This is a genomic window from Sphaerisporangium rufum (assembly GCF_016863395.1).
GTDB lineage: Bacteria > Actinomycetota > Actinomycetes > Streptosporangiales > Streptosporangiaceae > Sphaerisporangium > Sphaerisporangium rufum.
In genome coordinates this window covers 1-15152 of record NZ_BOOU01000059.1, presented here as the reverse complement: position 1 = coordinate 15152, position 15152 = coordinate 1, and the positions used below count along the sequence as shown (strand labels likewise).

At 75.1% G+C, this 15152-nt stretch carries 14 protein-coding genes; 9 read left to right on the top strand and 5 right to left on the bottom strand.

The annotated features are described in order from the left end of the window. Window positions 1-102: 102 nt before the first annotated feature. Complete coding sequence (locus Sru01_RS22310; RefSeq protein ID WP_203989550.1) at window positions 103-1557, top strand: DHA2 family efflux MFS transporter permease subunit; 1455 nt, start codon at window positions 103-105, stop codon at window positions 1555-1557. A 41-nt stretch (window positions 1558-1598) separates the two neighbouring features. Here the strand turns inward: Sru01_RS22310 and Sru01_RS22305 are convergent, their stop codons facing one another. Beyond that, the gene (locus tag Sru01_RS22305; protein WP_203989548.1) at window positions 1599-2474 is read right to left on the bottom strand and encodes a phosphatase PAP2 family protein; all 876 of its coding nucleotides are present in this window, start codon (window positions 2472-2474) and stop codon (window positions 1599-1601) included. Window positions 2475-2716: 242 nt separating this feature from the next. Between Sru01_RS22305 and Sru01_RS36295 the strand changes: the two genes are divergently transcribed. Together Sru01_RS36295 and Sru01_RS22295 are read left to right on the top strand one after the other, a co-directional pair. After that, on the top strand, window positions 2717-3802 hold the full coding sequence (locus Sru01_RS36295) for a sensor histidine kinase (RefSeq protein WP_203989546.1): 1086 nt from the start codon (window positions 2717-2719) through the stop codon (window positions 3800-3802). Then, a complete protein-coding gene (locus tag Sru01_RS22295) occupies window positions 3793-4437 on the top strand; it encodes a response regulator transcription factor (protein WP_203989544.1) in 645 nt (214 codons plus the stop codon). Before Sru01_RS36295 ends, Sru01_RS22295 begins: the two co-directional genes overlap by 10 nt. A gap of 117 nt (window positions 4438-4554) precedes the next feature. Here Sru01_RS22295 and Sru01_RS22290 read toward each other — a convergent pair whose 3' ends face one another. Beyond that, the gene (locus tag Sru01_RS22290; protein WP_203989542.1) at window positions 4555-5244 is read right to left on the bottom strand and encodes an alpha/beta fold hydrolase; all 690 of its coding nucleotides are present in this window, start codon (window positions 5242-5244) and stop codon (window positions 4555-4557) included. A gap of 115 nt (window positions 5245-5359) precedes the next feature. On the opposite strand from Sru01_RS22290, the gene Sru01_RS22285 reads away from it, so the two are divergent. Together Sru01_RS22285 and Sru01_RS22280 are read left to right on the top strand one after the other, a co-directional pair. Further along, complete coding sequence (locus tag Sru01_RS22285; RefSeq protein WP_203989731.1) at window positions 5360-6100, top strand: LLM class flavin-dependent oxidoreductase; 741 nt, start codon at window positions 5360-5362, stop codon at window positions 6098-6100. Then, window positions 6097-6876, top strand: coding sequence for a class I SAM-dependent methyltransferase (locus Sru01_RS22280; RefSeq protein ID WP_203989540.1), 780 nt, complete (start codon window positions 6097-6099; stop codon window positions 6874-6876). The genes Sru01_RS22285 and Sru01_RS22280 overlap by 4 nt, the downstream gene beginning before the upstream one ends. A gap of 36 nt (window positions 6877-6912) precedes the next feature. Here the strand turns inward: Sru01_RS22280 and Sru01_RS22275 are convergent, their stop codons facing one another. Beyond that, window positions 6913-7953, bottom strand: a complete 1041-nt coding sequence (locus tag Sru01_RS22275) for a helix-turn-helix domain-containing protein (RefSeq protein ID WP_203989539.1) — start codon at window positions 7951-7953, stop codon at window positions 6913-6915. Window positions 7954-8070: 117 nt separating this feature from the next. Between Sru01_RS22275 and Sru01_RS22270 the strand changes: the two genes are divergently transcribed. Further along, complete coding sequence (locus tag Sru01_RS22270) at window positions 8071-8967, top strand: alpha/beta hydrolase (protein WP_203989538.1); 897 nt, start codon at window positions 8071-8073, stop codon at window positions 8965-8967. Window positions 8968-9030: 63 nt separating this feature from the next. Here Sru01_RS22270 and Sru01_RS22265 read toward each other — a convergent pair whose 3' ends face one another. Beyond that, window positions 9031-10230, bottom strand: coding sequence for an ROK family transcriptional regulator (locus tag Sru01_RS22265; RefSeq protein ID WP_203989537.1), 1200 nt, complete (start codon window positions 10228-10230; stop codon window positions 9031-9033). Between the two features lie 54 nt (window positions 10231-10284). Here Sru01_RS22265 and Sru01_RS22260 point away from each other — a divergent pair, with 54 nt between their 5' ends. Both Sru01_RS22260 and Sru01_RS22255 read left to right on the top strand, forming a co-directional pair. Further along, window positions 10285-12570, top strand: a complete 2286-nt coding sequence (locus tag Sru01_RS22260) for an HAD-IA family hydrolase (RefSeq protein ID WP_203989536.1) — start codon at window positions 10285-10287, stop codon at window positions 12568-12570. Next, window positions 12567-13727 (top strand): epoxide hydrolase family protein, encoded by a 1161-nt coding sequence (locus Sru01_RS22255; protein ID WP_203989535.1) that lies wholly within the window; start codon window positions 12567-12569, stop codon window positions 13725-13727. Before Sru01_RS22260 ends, Sru01_RS22255 begins: the two co-directional genes overlap by 4 nt. Window positions 13728-13877: 150 nt before the next feature. On the opposite strand, the gene Sru01_RS22250 is transcribed toward Sru01_RS22255, so the two are convergent. Beyond that, window positions 13878-14294: a VOC family protein gene (locus Sru01_RS22250; RefSeq protein ID WP_203989534.1), complete on the bottom strand. Its 417-nt coding sequence runs from the start codon at window positions 14292-14294 to the stop codon at window positions 13878-13880. Between the two features lie 73 nt (window positions 14295-14367). On the opposite strand from Sru01_RS22250, the gene Sru01_RS22245 reads away from it, so the two are divergent. Next, window positions 14368-14964: a TetR/AcrR family transcriptional regulator gene (locus tag Sru01_RS22245; protein WP_203989532.1), complete on the top strand. Its 597-nt coding sequence runs from the start codon at window positions 14368-14370 to the stop codon at window positions 14962-14964. Window positions 14965-15152 lie beyond the last annotated feature (188 nt).

Here is a 15152-nt window from a genome sequence, read left to right as displayed (position 1 = left end):
GTGCCCGTGGACCGGCCACGACCCGCGGCGCGACCGCGGACATCCCACCGGGGACGGCGCCTGCCCGCGCGGTCCTCGCCGCACATCGATGAGGAGGAACCGTTGAGTTCCGACGCAGGACGGATGACCTCCAGGCAGGCCTGGGGATTGGGCCTGGCGTCATTGGCATCGTTCATGATGGCGCTGGACAGCCTGGTGGTGACGACGGCGCTCGGCACGATCCGGCGGGAACTGGCGGCGTCGGTCGAGACCCTCGAATGGACCGTCAATGCCTACAACCTGACGTTCGCGGTCCTGTTGCTCACCGGTGCCGCGCTGGGCGACCGGTTCGGCCGGCGCCGCGTGTTCACCGCCGGGCTGGCGGTGTTCACCGCCGCCTCGGTGGCCTGCGCGCTGTCTCCAGGCATCGGGGTACTGATCGCCGCACGGGCGGCGCAGGGCGCCGGCGCCGCGATGGTGCTGCCGCTGTCGCTCACCCTGATCAGCGCGTTGTTCCCGCCCCCGCAGCGGGGCAAGGCCATGGGGACATACCTTGGCATCACCGGCCTGGCGACGTTCAGCGGGCCGTTCATCGGCGGTGTCGTCGCCGAGGGACTGGCCTGGCAGTGGATCTTCTGGCTGAACCTGCCGGTCGGCATGGCCGCGATCCTGCTCACCCTGCGCCGGGTCGAGGAGAGCGCCGGCCCGAACGGCCGCTTCGACCTGGCCGGCACGGTGCTGGTCACCCTGGGCGCGTTCGGCATCGTCTGGGGCCTGGTCCGGGGGAACGCGGCGGGCTGGGCCGCCGCGGAGGTGCCGGGCGCGCTGCTGCTCGGCGTCGCGCTGGTGATCGCCTTCGTGTACTGGGAGCGGCACACCGCCACCCCGATGCTGCCGATGCGGTTCTTCCGGCTGCGGGCGTTCGCCACCGCCAACCCGGCGAACTTCCTGGTCTTCGCCTCGCTGTACGGCACGCTGTTCTTCCTGGCCCAGTACTTCCAGATCATTCTCGGCGTGGGACCGCTCGGCGCCGGGCTGCGGCTGATGCCGTGGACCGCGACGCTGATGATCTGCGCGCCGATCGCCGGCCGGCTGGCCGACCGGGTCGGCGAGCGGCGGTTCGTGGTCGCCGGGCTGCTGCTGCAGGCCATCGGATCGGCCTGGATCGCGCTGGTCGCCGGTCCCGGCACCGGCTACCTGGAGATCCTCCCGGCACTGATCATCGGTGGGGGCGGGGTGACCATGGCCATGCCCGCCGCCCAGAAGGCGGTGGTCGGCGCGGTCCGCCCCCAGGAGATCGGCCAGGCGTCCGGCGCGTTCATGATGCTCCGCATCTTCGGCGGAGTGTTCGGCGTCGCGGTCTCGGTCGCCGTCTTCGCCGGCGCCGGCGGTTACGCGTCGGCCCAGGAGTTCGGCAGGGGGTTCACCGCGGCGATGGGGGCCGTCGCGGCGTTCGCCTTCACCGGCATGCTCATCGCCCTCGGCATGCCGGCCCGTCGTCCGGCCGCCCCGGCCGCCGCGCCGCCGATGACGGGCACCACCGCCCCGGACGCCGCCGGCCCGCTCGCCAGATCCTGACCGATGACCGGCCGGCGGTCGCGGGTCGTCTCCCTCCCCGCCTACGGGGAGAGCGGACGGCCCGCACGCGGCCGTTCGCCGCGCCGGCGCGCGGAAAGGGAGCCCCAGGCCGCCGCGACCGCGACGGCGAGGCCGAGCAGGACGAAGCTGCCCGCCACGTCGAGGACGTAGTGGTTGCCGGTGGCGAACACCACCGCGATCATGCCCGCCGGGAAGAGCCACGGCAGCAGGGCCCACCGCGGGTTGCCGACCCGCAGCGCGGACCAGGCGGCGTAGGCGCACCACAGCGACCAGGCCGTGTGCATGCTGGGCATGGCCGAGTAGACGTTCTGGCCGGCGGTGATCTCCTTGGAGACGTGGGCGCCCAGGATGTCGTTGGCGGCGATGACGTCCACGACCCCCGGCAGCGCGAACCGTGGCGGTGACATGGGCACCGCCCAGTAGACCGGCAGCACCAGCAGGCACATCGCCACCAGCGTCCGGCGGACGTGCCGGTAGACCTCGGCATGCCGGACGAAGACCCACACCAGCACCCCGAGGACGACCGCGTAGTACAGGCGGTAGTAGTACACCGCCGGCTTGACGAGGGCAGGATGCTCGACGAGCCACCGGTTCATCCCCGGCACGATGTCCAGATGTAGGGCGCTCTCCACGGCCTGCAACGCGCGGGCGTTGGCGGTGGCCACCGCGGCGTCGGTGCCGGTGGCGGCGTGCACCCGCTGGAAGACGAAGAGCGTCAGCAGCAGGATGGCCAGCTCGGCGAGCACAGCGGGACGCCCGCGCCCGCCTCCGCCGGGCAGGACCGGGCGGACCCGGCCGGCCAGGCGCTGAGCCCGGCCGGCGGCCGGTCCCGGCGGGCGCGCCGTCTCGCCGGGTAACGCCGGGGACGGGTCGTCGCCCTTGGATGATGAGGCCACGTGATCAATCTAACCGCCGGAGTTCCGGTACCGATCACGTGATCGTGCGCGGCCGTCGTCGGCGGTTCGGCCAGGTTCGGTGCCGAATCATGCTTCACCCGGCCGCGGGCGGGTGTGGTTTCCCGCACCCCTGGACGGATGGGTACCTCATGGCGCCCATGCCGGATCGTCCATACCCTGGGCCGCGGGCCGGTCATGCCGGCCTTGCCGGCGGATGCTCCGCCGGGCGGTGCGGAGAGCGTATGCGGTCGGTGTTCAACGGGTTGAAGCTGGTCGGGGCGGTGACCGCGGGCGCGGTGACCGCCCTGGTCGGCCTGCTCTTCGTGCTGCTGGCCGCGCCGTTCGCCGGCCGTCCCGCGGTCCGCCGGGCGGCCGGGTGGCTGACCCGGCTGGAGCTGTGGCGGCTCCGGCTGGACCTGCCGGACCGCCGTGCGGACGGTGAACCGCGCTTCCTGGCCGCCCGGGCGCCGGTCGGCCTGCTCGGTGGCCTGGTGCTGCTGGTACTGGTGGTCGGCGCCGGCACCGCGATCCGGCTCGGCTGGGCGTGGAGCCGGGGGGAGCCGTTCGACGGCATGGCGCCCACCCTGCCGCTGCTGGCTTACATACTGGTCGTCGGCGCTGTCGCGGCGTTCCTCGTGCTGTCCGGCCTGGTGGGGGTCGAGACGCTCGAACGGCGGCTGGCGCTGCGCCTGCTCGCCCCCGACCCGGCCGAGGCGCTCCGCCGGCGGATCACCGAGCTGACCGAGAGCCGCGCCGGGGTGGTCGCCGCCGTCGACGCCGAGCGGCGGCGCATCGAGCGCGACCTGCACGACGGGGTGCAGCAGCGGCTGGTGGCGCTGTCCATGCTCGCCGGCCGGGCCCGCCGGGGCCGTCCCGAGTTGCTGGCGGACCTGCACGAGCAGGCCCGGCAGGCACTGATCGAGCTGCGCGAGGTGGCCTGGCGGGTGTACCCGTCCGGGCTGGACGCGCACGGGCTGGCCGAGGCCCTGGCCGGGGTGGCCGAGCGGGCCCCGGTCCCGGTCACGGTGGCCTGCGACCTGCCGGAACGGCCCCCGCCGCCGGTGGAGACCGCCGCCTACTTCGTGGCCGGCGAGGCGGTGACGAACGCCGTCAAGCACGCCGCGGCCACCCTGGTCGCCATCGAGGTCCGCCAGGAGGGCACCATGGTCGTCGTGCGCGTCCAGGACGACGGCGCGGGCGGCGCCGACCCCGCCGGCGGCGGGCTGACCGGGCTGGCCCGGCGGGTGGCCGCGCTGGACGGCCGGTTCACCGTGACCAGCCCGCCCGGCGGGCCCACCCTGATCGAGGCGGAGCTGCCATGCGGGTGACCCTGGCCGAGGACTCGGCGCTGCTGCGCGAGGGCCTGGTCCGGCTGCTGAAAGAGGAAGGCCACGACGTCCTGGCCGCGGTGGGCGACGCCGCCGCACTGCTGGCCGCGGTGGACCGCGACCCGCCGGACGCGGTCGTGGTCGACGTGCGGATGCCGCCCACCCACACCGACGAGGGCCTGCGCGCCGCGCTGGAGATCCGCCGCCGCCGGCCGCGGGTCGCGGTGCTGGTGCTGTCGCAGTACGTGGAGAAGAAGTACGCCACCGAGCTGCTGGGCGGCAGCGTCGAGGGCGTCGGGTACCTGCTCAAGGACCGCGTGGCCGAGGTCGGTGACTTCCTGTCCGCGCTGGAGCGGGTCGGCGCGGGCGGCACGGCGTTCGACCCGCAGGTGGTCCGCCAGCTGCTCGCCCGCACCAGCCACACCGATCCGCTGGCCCGGCTCACCGCCCGCGAGCGCCAGGTGCTGGAGCTGATGGCCCAGGGCCTGACCAACGCCTCGATCGCCCGGTCGCTGCACGTGTCGCTGAGCGCGGTGGAGAAGCACGTCAACGCCCTGTTCGACAAGCTCGACCTGTCGCACGCCACCGGCTACAGCCGCCGCATCCTCGCCGTCCTGCGCTACCTCGGCTCCTGAGCGGCCTGAGGTCGACCGCGCTCGCTCACCCTCTCGGTGAACCCGGCGCCCGCACCCCCGGTACCGGGGAGATCATGGCCATCGCCGTCAAGACGCTCCGCGGGTGACCACCGGGGGCTATCCCGGCGGCCGGGTGCCGGTCGCGGACAGGCCCTGTTCGGCTGCGTAGCCGGCCAGGCGCTCGGCCAGCTCGGCGGGGCGGCTCAGCGCGGGGGTGTGCCCGCCGTCGATCTCGTCGGGGGTGATGCCCAGGCGGTCGCGGGCGACCCGCCGCACGTAGGGCGCGGGGAACATGCGGTCGTCCCGGCAGAGCAGGACCTTGGTGGGGACGGCGGGCCAGGCCGCCAGCGGCGACGGTTCGGCCATCCGGGCCTCGGACTGTCCCGGGGACCGCTTCAGCGCCTCGGCGGCCAGCTCGGGCGGGACGTCCTGGTAGAAGACGGCGATCGGGTCGTCGTACCGCTCCCGCGGCTCGTCGTCGTACCCGGTGGCGGCCGTGTAGCCGGCCGGGGGCTCGCCGGGTGCGGGGATCATCGGCGCGACCAGCACGAGCAGCCGCACCGGCAGCCGGTCGCAGACCAGCGGTGCGACGAACCCGCCGAGCGACTGGCCGACGACGATCACGTCGGGCCGGCCGGCGAGCGCGCCGGCCATGGTGTCGGCGTATTCGGCGAGACCGGCCGAGTCGTCGGTGCAGGGCAGATCCGGCGCCACGCTGTCGTGGCCGCGCCGGGCCAGTTCCGCCTGCACGAGATGCCAGTACCAGCCGACGTCTCCGGCGCCGTGGATCAAGCCGAACGTGGCCATGTGTACTCCTTCGCTCCGACCGGATCTTCGTGGCTATTGTGAGGGCTTGCACCGACATTTGGCGGCTGCCGGGGAGCTGGATACGGGCCGTCCGGATCGTGAGGGGTGAGGGGCGATCAAGCGGGGACTGTATCTGGCGCCGTTCGACCGGCTGGCCGACCCGCGGCTGCTGGCGGACCTCGCCGGCCGCGCCGAGCAGTGCGGTTGGGACGGCCTGTTCCTGTGGGACCGGATCGCCTACCCGCCGCCGGGCCGCGCGGTGGCCGATCCGTGGGTGGCGTTGAGCGCCATCGCCATGACGACCGAGACGCTGCGGATCGGGCCGATGGTCACCCCGCTGGCCCGCCGCCGGGCGCAGAAGGTGGCCCGCGAGACGGTCACCCTGGACCACCTCAGCGGCGGCCGGCTGACCATGGGGGCCGGGCTGGGCGACCCCGCCGACCTCGGGCCGTTCGGGGAGGTCGTCGAGCCGCGCGAGCGGGCGCGCCTGCTGGACGAGAGCCTGGACCGGCTCGACGGGTTCTGGCGCGGCGGGTTCCACCCGCTCCCGGTCCAGCGCCCGCGCATCCCCGTCTGGGTCGCCGCGAGCTGGCCGCATCGCCGGCCGGTGCGCCGGGCGGCGCGGTGGGACGGGCTGTTCCCCATCGGCCTGCCCGGCCCCGAGGAGCTGGCCGTGCTCGCCGAGGAGGTCGCCCAGGCGCGTGAAGACGAAGGCCACTTCGACCTGGTGGTGGAGGTGCCCCCCGGAGCCGGCGTCCAGCGGTGGGCGGCCGCCGGCGCCACCTGGGTGCTGACGAGCTTCGACCCCCAGCCCCCGGAGAGCGTGGTGCGCGAGGTCATCGAGGCGGGCCCGTGACCGGGCCGGTCGACTACGACGCCGAGCTGGCCGCCTACCACGCGGTGCTGTGCCGGGCATGGGACGTGCGCCCCGGTGACCGCGTCCTCGACATCGGCTGCGGCGCCGGGCGGACGACCCGGGACGCCGCACGCCTGGCACTCCCGGGCGGCGCGCTCGGCGTGGACGCCTCCGCCGCCGCCGTCGAGCGCGCCCGCGGGCTCGCCCGGGCCGAAGGCCTGCGCAACGTCACCTTCGAGCACGCCGACGCGCAGACCCACCAATTCGCGCCGGGCCACTTCGACCTGGCGATCAGCCGGTTCGGCACGATGTTCTTCGCCGACCCGATCGCCGCGTTCGGCAACATCGGGCGGGCGCTGCGCCCGGGCGGACGCCTGGTCATGCTGGTCTGGCAGGCCGCCGCCCGCAACGAGTGGGACGTCGCCATCCGCCGGGCGCTCGCCGGTCCCGGCGACCCGGCGCCGGACGCCGGCGCCGGACCGGACCCGTTCTCGCTGGCCGACCCGGCGACCGTGACGGAGATCCTGCGGGCCGCCGGGTTCGCGGGCGTGGACCTCGCCGACGTCCGCGAACCCGTCCACTACGGCCCCGACCCGGCTGCGGCCCTCGAGTGGGTACGCGGCTTCACCTGCACGAACGAGGCCCTCAAGCACCTCGACGGCGCCACCGCGGCCGGCGCCCTGGCCCGGCTGCACGACGCCCTCGCGGCGCGGATGACCGGCGACGGCGTCCGCTTCGACGCCCGCGCCTGGCTGGTCACCGCGCATCACCGCTGACCCGGGGGAGACGCGGTGTGCGAGGAGAAGGCCGGATCAGCCCGGATCGTCGAGAAGCCGCCAGGCGGTGAGGGCGAGCATGGCCCGGATCAGGCCGGCGGGCTCGGTGACGTCGATGCCCAGGCTCTCGCCGATCCGGCCGAGCCGGCGGGCGACGGTGCTGTGGTGCAGGTGAAGACGGCCGGCGACCCCGCGCAGCGAGCCGGTGGCGCAGTAGGCGTCCAGCGTCGCCAGATCCGCCGGGTCGCCGGCGAGCCGGGCGATCGCCGCCACGTCGGCGTTGCCGCGCACGGCGTCTTCGGGCGTCTGGGCGAGCAGCGCCAGCGCCCCCAGCTCGTCATAGCGGACCACCGGCTGCCGTGGCGTGGTGAAGCGCAGCGCGATGCGGGCCTCGGACCAGGCCTGGTCCGGACGTTGCGCGGCACCGACGCCCGCGCGCACGCCGGAAGGAAAGCGGCCCGGATCCATGGCGGCGGCCAGGATGACGCCGGCGTCCGCGAGCGGTGCCGCCTTGACCGGCCGCGCCGGGCAGATCAGGCCGCCGATCCGGTCGAGCGGTAACCGGGAGCGCACGGCGGCGACCCGGACCGGCCGGCCGGCGGCGAATCCCAGCAGGCGCAGTGCCCGGGCGCGGGCCGCCTCGTCGCCGCCGGAGGCGATCACCAGTTCCACCAGTGCCGGGTCGGCCATGGTGGTACGGGCCGGGCCGTACCTCTCGGCGAACGCCGCGGCGGCGATGGCGAGCCGGTCCAGCAGCACCTCGTCGAGCGGATTGGCCGGTCCGGCGCGCTCCAGCCACACCGTGCCGATCTCCTCCTCGTCGAGCATGACGCGGGCCGTGCCGGACGCCGGTGCCGGCGGGGCGCCGGCCGGCCTGCCCTCCGGGGACATCCGGATGACCTGCCCGTCACCGGGCAGCCGGATGCCGGCCACGCATTCGGCCAGGCCGGCCGAGGCGCGGGCGAGCGCGGTGAGATCGAGCCGCCGGCGCATCAGCGTGTCGTAGAACATGACGACGCGCAATGCCCCTTCGGCCTGCCTGTCCAGGTGCGACAGCCGGGCGGCCAGTGCCTCCATGGCCCGAGGATAGGTCCCGCGGCGGCGGGAACGAGGCGCCGATCGGTGCGGGATCCGGGCCGGATGCCCGACGGCTGGCGGATGACCGCGACGCCGGGGCCGGTGAGGATGATCGGCATGGATCCCGAACTCGAAGCGTTCATCCCGTTGTTCCCCAAGGCCGACCTGACCGACCCGCTCGCCGAGCGCGAGAACTTCGCCGGTCTGGCCGCCGCGATACCGGCACCGGACACCACCGGAATGGAGATCGAGGAGCGCACGGTCCCCGCCGACCCGGAGGTGGCGGTACGGATCTACCGCCCGAACCAGGCCCGGGGCGCCATCGTGTGGTTGCACGGCGGCGGGTTCGTCATGGGCGACCTGTCCACCGAGCATCCGTGGGCGGCCCGGATCGCCGGCACCGCCGCGGCGGTGGTGATCTCGGTGAACTACCGCCTGGCGCCCGAGAACCCGTTCCCGGCCGCCCTGGACGACGCCTACGCCGTGCTGACCTGGACGGCCGAGCACGCGGCCGACCTCGGCCTCGACCCGGAGCGCATCGCGGTCGGCGGGCACAGCGCGGGCGCGAATCTCGCGGCCGCGGTGGCGTTGCGGGCGCGTGACCGGCAGGGGCCGCCGATCCGCTTCCAGCTGCTCAACCAGCCCCAACTCGACGACCGGCAGGAGACCTGGTCGCAGCGGAACTTCACCGGCACCCCCTGGATGACCCGCGAGAAGGCCACCGCGGCGTGGCGGCACCTGCTGGGCTCCGAGCCGGCGACACCGTACGCCGCTCCGGCGCGGGCCGCCGATCTGTCCGGACTGCCGCCCGCCTACATCGCCACCGCGGAGTTCGACCCGCTCCGCGACGAGGGCATCGCCTACGCGATGCGCCTGCTGGAGGCGGGCGTATCGGTCGAGCTGCACCAGTGGTCGGGCACCTTCCACGGGTCGCAGGCGCTGCTGTCCGCCGAAGTCTCCCAGCGGCAGAACGCCGAAGTGGCCGCGGCCCTGCGCCGCGCCCTGTCCGGCTGACCCGTCGCCGCGGTGTCGCCAGGGACGAAGCGCGCAGCGGTCCGCCCGAACCGCCGGACCGGCCTACGCCGGCGAGCGGTGGGCCGCCCAGGCGGCCAGGCCGGCCTCGGTGAGGACGTGGTCGAGCGCGGTCACCACCGCCCCGTGCAGCGGCCCGTCGCGGCCGAGGGCGGCGGCGACCACGGCGGGCGGGTCCGCGCGGCGGAAGCGCATCAGCCCGCCGGCCAGCGTCCGGCCGAACTCCGGTTCGGCGGCGGCCCGCAGCGACTCCGCCAGGCCGCCCAGGGTGACCACGGCGGGATCCAGCGCGTTGACCAGTCCCGCGATACCGCCGGCCAGCCCGCGCGCGGCGGCGCCGACGGCGGCCCGGGCGGCCGGGTCGGCGGGTGCCCGGGCGAGGACCCGCTCGGCGTAGCTGCGGGGGTCGGCCGGCGGCGGGTCGCCGAGATGGCGGGCGATCGCGCGGCCGTCCACCTCCAGGTCCCAGCAGCCCCGGGCGCCGCACGGGCAGCGCAGGCCGGGATCGCCGAACGGCAGGTGGCCGAACTCCCCGCCGGCCCCGCCGGCGCCGTCCACCGGCCGGCCGTCGACGACCAGGGTCCCGCCCACGCCCACCTCCACGGTGATGTGCAGGACGGTCGCCGCTCCCGCGGCGACGCCCCGCCGGGCCTCGGCCAGGCCGGCGAGGGTGGCGTCGTTGCCGATCAGCAACGGCAGCCGCGGATCGGGTGCCAGCGCCGCCAGGTCCACCGCGTCCCAGCCGAGCACGGAGGACTGCACGACGCGGCCGTGCCGCACGGTCGCGGCGATCGCCACCGAGACCCCGACGACGCGGTCGCCGTGCCGGCGGTGCAGGTCGCGCACCGCCCGCCCGACCGTGCCGGCCACCCGCGCGGGGTCACGGCTGTGGTGCGTGCCGGCCGCCGCGACCTCGGGCCGCCCGTCGAGCGGCGCGACCGCGCACCGCCAGTCCTCCTGCCGCAGGTCCACGGCGATCACCAGCGGACCGTCCGGGTGCGGGGTGAGCGCGGTCGTCGGGCGGCCGCGGCCCGCCGCGGCGACCGGCGTCTCGGCGAGCAGCCGAAGGTCGCGCAGCCGGGCGGTGATCTCGGTGGCCGAACCGGTGCTGAGACCCAGCCGGCGCGCGACGGCGGCCCGGGTCACGCCCGGCTCGCGGCGCATCTCCTCCAGCACGGCCAGCGCGCCGCGCCAGCGGACGTCCCTGGCGCGCGGGGACCGGGGCCGGCCCGCGGGGCTTGCCATGCTCGCCTCCCTCTCCTTTATGCTCGTGGCACGAGTTTAATCGAAGGGGGCGCGGTGCGGCGGCAACGGCTGGATCTCGGCACGATCGAAGCGGTCCTGCTGGACATGGACGGCACCCTGGTCGACTCCGACGCCGCGGTCGAGCGCGCCTGGACGACCTGGGCGAAGGAGTACGGGGTCGACACAGAGCAGGTGCTCGCGATCGCGCACGGCAACCCGGCGGCGCACACCGTCCGGCGGCTGCTGCCGCACCTCGTCGAGGAGGCGGTCCAGGCGGCGGCGCGCCGGCAGCACGCCCTGCAGTACGACGACCTCGCCGGCGTCACCGCCGCGCCCGGCGCCCATGCGCTGCTCGCCGTGCTCGACCGGCTCGGACTGCCGTGGGCCGTGGTGACCAGCGCCGACGGCCGGCTGGCCAAGGCGCGCCTGCACGCGGCGGGGATCGACCCCCCGCTGCTGCTCACCTACGACGACGTGGCGGCCGGCAAGCCCGACCCGGAGGGCTACCTGGCGGCCGCGGCCCGGCTGGGCATCGCCCCGCCCGCCTGCCTGGTGGTGGAGGACTCCGAGCCGGGACTGGCCGCCGGCCGCGCGGCCGGGATGCCGGTCGCGGCGCTGCGCGGGCTGCCCGGCGAGCTGTCGCCGCCCGACCTCGGCCGGCTGGCCCACCTGCTGGACCGGTCGCGGGTCCGGCCCTGGTGGCGGGACGCCGTCGGCTACCAGGTGTACCTCCCGTCGTTCGCGGACGGCGACGGGGACGGCTGGGGCGACCTGCCCGGGGTGAGCGCGCGCCTGGACTACCTGGCCGGGCTGGGGGTGGACGTGGTCTGGCTGACCCCGTTCTTCCGATCTCCGATGCGCGACCACGGCTACGACGTCGCCGACCACCGTGCCGTCGATCCGTCCTTCGGCGGGGAGGACGCCCTGGCGGAGTTGCTGGCGCAGGCGCACCGCCGCGGGATGCGGGTGATCGGCGATCTGGTCGTCAACCACACCAGCGACGCCCATCCCTGGTTCGCCGCCGCCGCGTCCTCGCCGGCGGACCCGCACCGCGACTACTACATCTGGCGGGATCCGGCACCGGACGGCGGCCCGCCCAACAACTGGCTGTCGCACTTCGGCGGCCCGGCCTGGACGCTGAGCCCGGCCACCGGCCAGTACTACCTGCACCTGTTCCGCCGGGAACAGCCCGACCTGAACTGGCGCAATCCCGCACTGGTCGCGGAGATCGACGCGGTCATCGAGTACTGGCTCGCCCGCGGGCTGGACGGCTTCCGCATCGACACCGCCGCCTACCTGATCAAGGACGCGGACCTGCGGGACAACCCGCCGCTGCCCGCCGGCGAGCTCCTCCCGGCGCGCGGCGTGACCCTGGACTGGCGCCGCCAGGAGCATCGCCATGACATCCACCAGCCCGGCGTGCACGCCGTCCACGAGCGGTGGCGGCGGATCGCCGACCGGCACGACGCCTTCCTCGTCGGCGAGGTCTACGAGCTCGACCCCGTCGCGCTGGCGCGTTTCGTCGAGGACGAGCGGCTGCACTCGTCGTTCTGGTTCGGCCTGGTGGAGACCGGCTGGGACGCCGACCGGATCGACACCATGATCGAGGCCGCCGTGGCGGCGTCACCGCGGCTTTCCTGGGTCCAGGGCAACCACGACCGCTCCCGCGCCGTCACCCGGTTCGGCGGCGGGCCGCGCGGCCGGCGGCGCGCGCTGGCGCTGCACGTGCTGATGGCGTTGCTGCCGGGCACGTTCTGGCTCTACCAGGGTGAGGAACTCGGCCTGGGCGACGGGCGGGTGCCGCCCGGCCACGGCGCCGACCCGCTGGGCGCCGCCCAGCCGGAGGAGAGCCGCGACGGCGCGCGCACCCCCATGCCCTGGCGCCCCGGCCCCGGCCTCGGATTCACCACCGGGCGCCCCTGGCTGCCGGACGGCGCCCGCGGCGACGGCGACACCGTGGCGGGGCAACAGGACGACCCGACCTCCCATCTGAACACCGTCGGCCGGTTGCTCTCCACCAGGCGCCGGCTGGCCCACCTGCCGGCCGCCACCGACCGGCTGGACCGGGTCGCGCTCGGCGCACCGGTCACCGCCTACCGCCGGGGGGCGCTGTGGTCGGTGGTGAACCTGCGGGACACCACGGTGGCCGAGCTGGAACTGCCCGCCCCCGCGGTGTTCGACAGCGACGACCCCGCGGTCACCCCCGACCGGCCGCGGACCGGCCGCGTCCGGCTCGCCCCCCAGCAGGCGCTCCTGCTGGCCGGGGGATCGACGGCACCACCAACGCCGGACGCCGCGACCGGGCCGGCCGGCGACGCTCCGGCCGGGAGGACGGCATGACCGGCGAGGTGACCCCGTTCCGGCTCGACGTCCCGGAAGCCACGCTGGACGATCTGCGGGAACGGCTGCGGCGCACCCGGTGGCCCGAACCGCAGACGGTCGAGGACTGGTCGCAGGGCGTCCCGCTGGACTACCTGCGGGAGCTGTGCCGGTACTGGGCCGAGGACTACGACTGGCGGGCCACCGAACGGCGCCTGAACGCGCTGCCGCAGTTCCGCACCACCATCGACGGGCTCGGGATCCACTTCCTGCACGTCCGCTCGCCGCACCCGGACGCGCTGCCGCTCGTCCTCACCCACGGCTGGCCCGGGTCGGTCGTGGAGTTCCTCAAGGTCATCGGCCCGCTCACCGACCCGGTGGCCCACGGCGGCGACGCCCGCGACGCGTTCCACGTCGTGTGCCCGTCGCTGCCCGGGTACGGCTTCAGCGACCGGCCGGCCCGCGGCGGCTGGGGGGTGGAACGCATCGCCGGCGCGTGGATCCGGCTGATGGACCGCCTCGGCCACCACCGCTACGGCGCGCAGGGCTCCGACTGGGGCACCACCGTCACCACCCTCGTCGGCCGCCAGGACCCCGATCACGTGGCCGGCATCCACCTCACCCCGCCGCTCGCGGCCCCCGACCCGGCCACCTTCGGCGACCTCACCCCCGCCGAGGCCGCCGCGCTCGCCGACCTGGAAAGGGCGCAGCGGACCGAGGACGGCTACTCGCTGGAGCAGTCCACCCGGCCGCAGACCATCGGCTACGGGCTGGTCGACTCCCCGGCGCTGCTGGCCGCGTGGATCGTGGAGAAGTTCCGCTCCTGGACCGACTGCGACGGCCACCCGGAGAACGCCCTCACCCGCGACGAGCTGCTGGACAACCTGATGTTCTACTGGCTGCCCGGGACCGGCGCGTCCGCCGCCCGGCTCTACTGGGAGAGCTTCACGGAGGTCCAGCGGATCTTCACCGCCGGGACGCCGGACGTGGTGACCGTCCCGGCCGGCTGCTCGGTCTTCCCCAAGGAGAACCCCCGGCCCTCCCGGCGCTGGGCCGAGAAGCGCTTCACCGACATCCGGTACTGGAACGAACCGGATAAGGGTGGACACTTCGCCGCCTTCGAGCAGCCCGACCTGTTCGTCCAGGACCTCCGCGCCTTCTTCCGCCTGGTGCGCTAGCTGACCACCGCCCGCGCCGGTTGCCGGCGCACGGCGAGGGGCGGTGGCCCGGCCGGGCCGGTGTCCGCCCTCGCCTGGCGGTCCCGCGACCAGAGGGACGCCATCGCCGCCGCCCGGATCCGGCGGGACCCGGGCCGGTGGGGACGCGGCTCAGGAAGCGACGTACGCGCCGGCGTACTCCCCGGTCGCCGGGATCGGCGTGATCACGTCGATCAGGACGCCGTCCGGCCCGGCGACGATGAAGTGGCGCTGGCCGAACTCCTCGTCGCGTAGCGCCAGCTCGACCGGGAGCCCGCCGCGGACGACCAGCCGGTCCCATTCCGCGTCGACGTCCTCGACCTCGAAGTTGAGCAGCAGGCCCTGAACCGGCCGCCGGTAGCCGGCGGGCAGGGTCGGGTGGGTGTGGTCGAGCAGCGCCAGCTCGTACCCGGGCGGGCCGGGGTGGCGCAGGCTCACGTACCAGTCGGCCTCGAACGTCGTCTCGAAGCCCAGCCGGTCGGTGTAGAACGCCCGCGACTCGGCCGGCCGGCTCGTACAGATCACCGGATAGAACCCGGTCAGCAACATGATCGTCCTTTCGCATACCATCGGTATGCGGGAACGGTAGTTCGCGTACCATCGGTATGTCAATGGAGGTGTGATGCCCAGCAGGATCGAACAGCGGGAACGGACCCGGCGTGATCTGGTCCGGGTGAGCCGGCGGCTGTTCGCCGACGTCGGCTACGCCGACGTCGGGCTGGCGGAGATCGTGCGAACCGCCGGGGTCACCAAGGGCGCGCTCTACCACCACTTCGACGGCAAGGAGGCGCTGTTCCGGGCGGTCCTCACGGAGGTGCAGCAGGAGGTGGCGCAGCGGGTGGCCGCCGCCGCCGACGCCGAGGACGATCCGTGGGAGCAGTTCACCGCCGGCTGCCGGGAGTTCCTCGCCGCCGGCACCGCACCGGACGTACAGCAGATCATGCTGATCGACGGGCCGGCCGTACTCGGCTGGACCGAGTGGCGGGCGATCGACGAGGCCGCCGCCGGCCGCCACCTCGCCGAGGCGCTGGCCGCGCTGGTCGACCGGGGGCTGATCCCGCCGCAACCGGTCGCCCCGCTGACCCACCTGCTGTCCGGCGCCATGAACGAGGTAGCGCTCTGGCTGGCGCGCACCTCCGACCCGGCCGCTTTCCCCGACGCGGTGGCCGCCCTCACCACCGTCCTCACCGCCCTGCGCGCCCCCGCACCGCCTCGATGACCCCGGACGCGCGCCGGCGATCCACCGGCGACCCCGCCCCGGCCGTCGGCCCGCCGCCGAACGGGACGACGCCGCCCCTCCTTCAGCGAGGCGAGCATGTCCCGCACGGGTCGGCGCGCAATGACGATCTCTGATAGGCAGGTCAGTTGCTATCGGCTGGGCAATTGGTTCCGCAGGCGGAATCAATT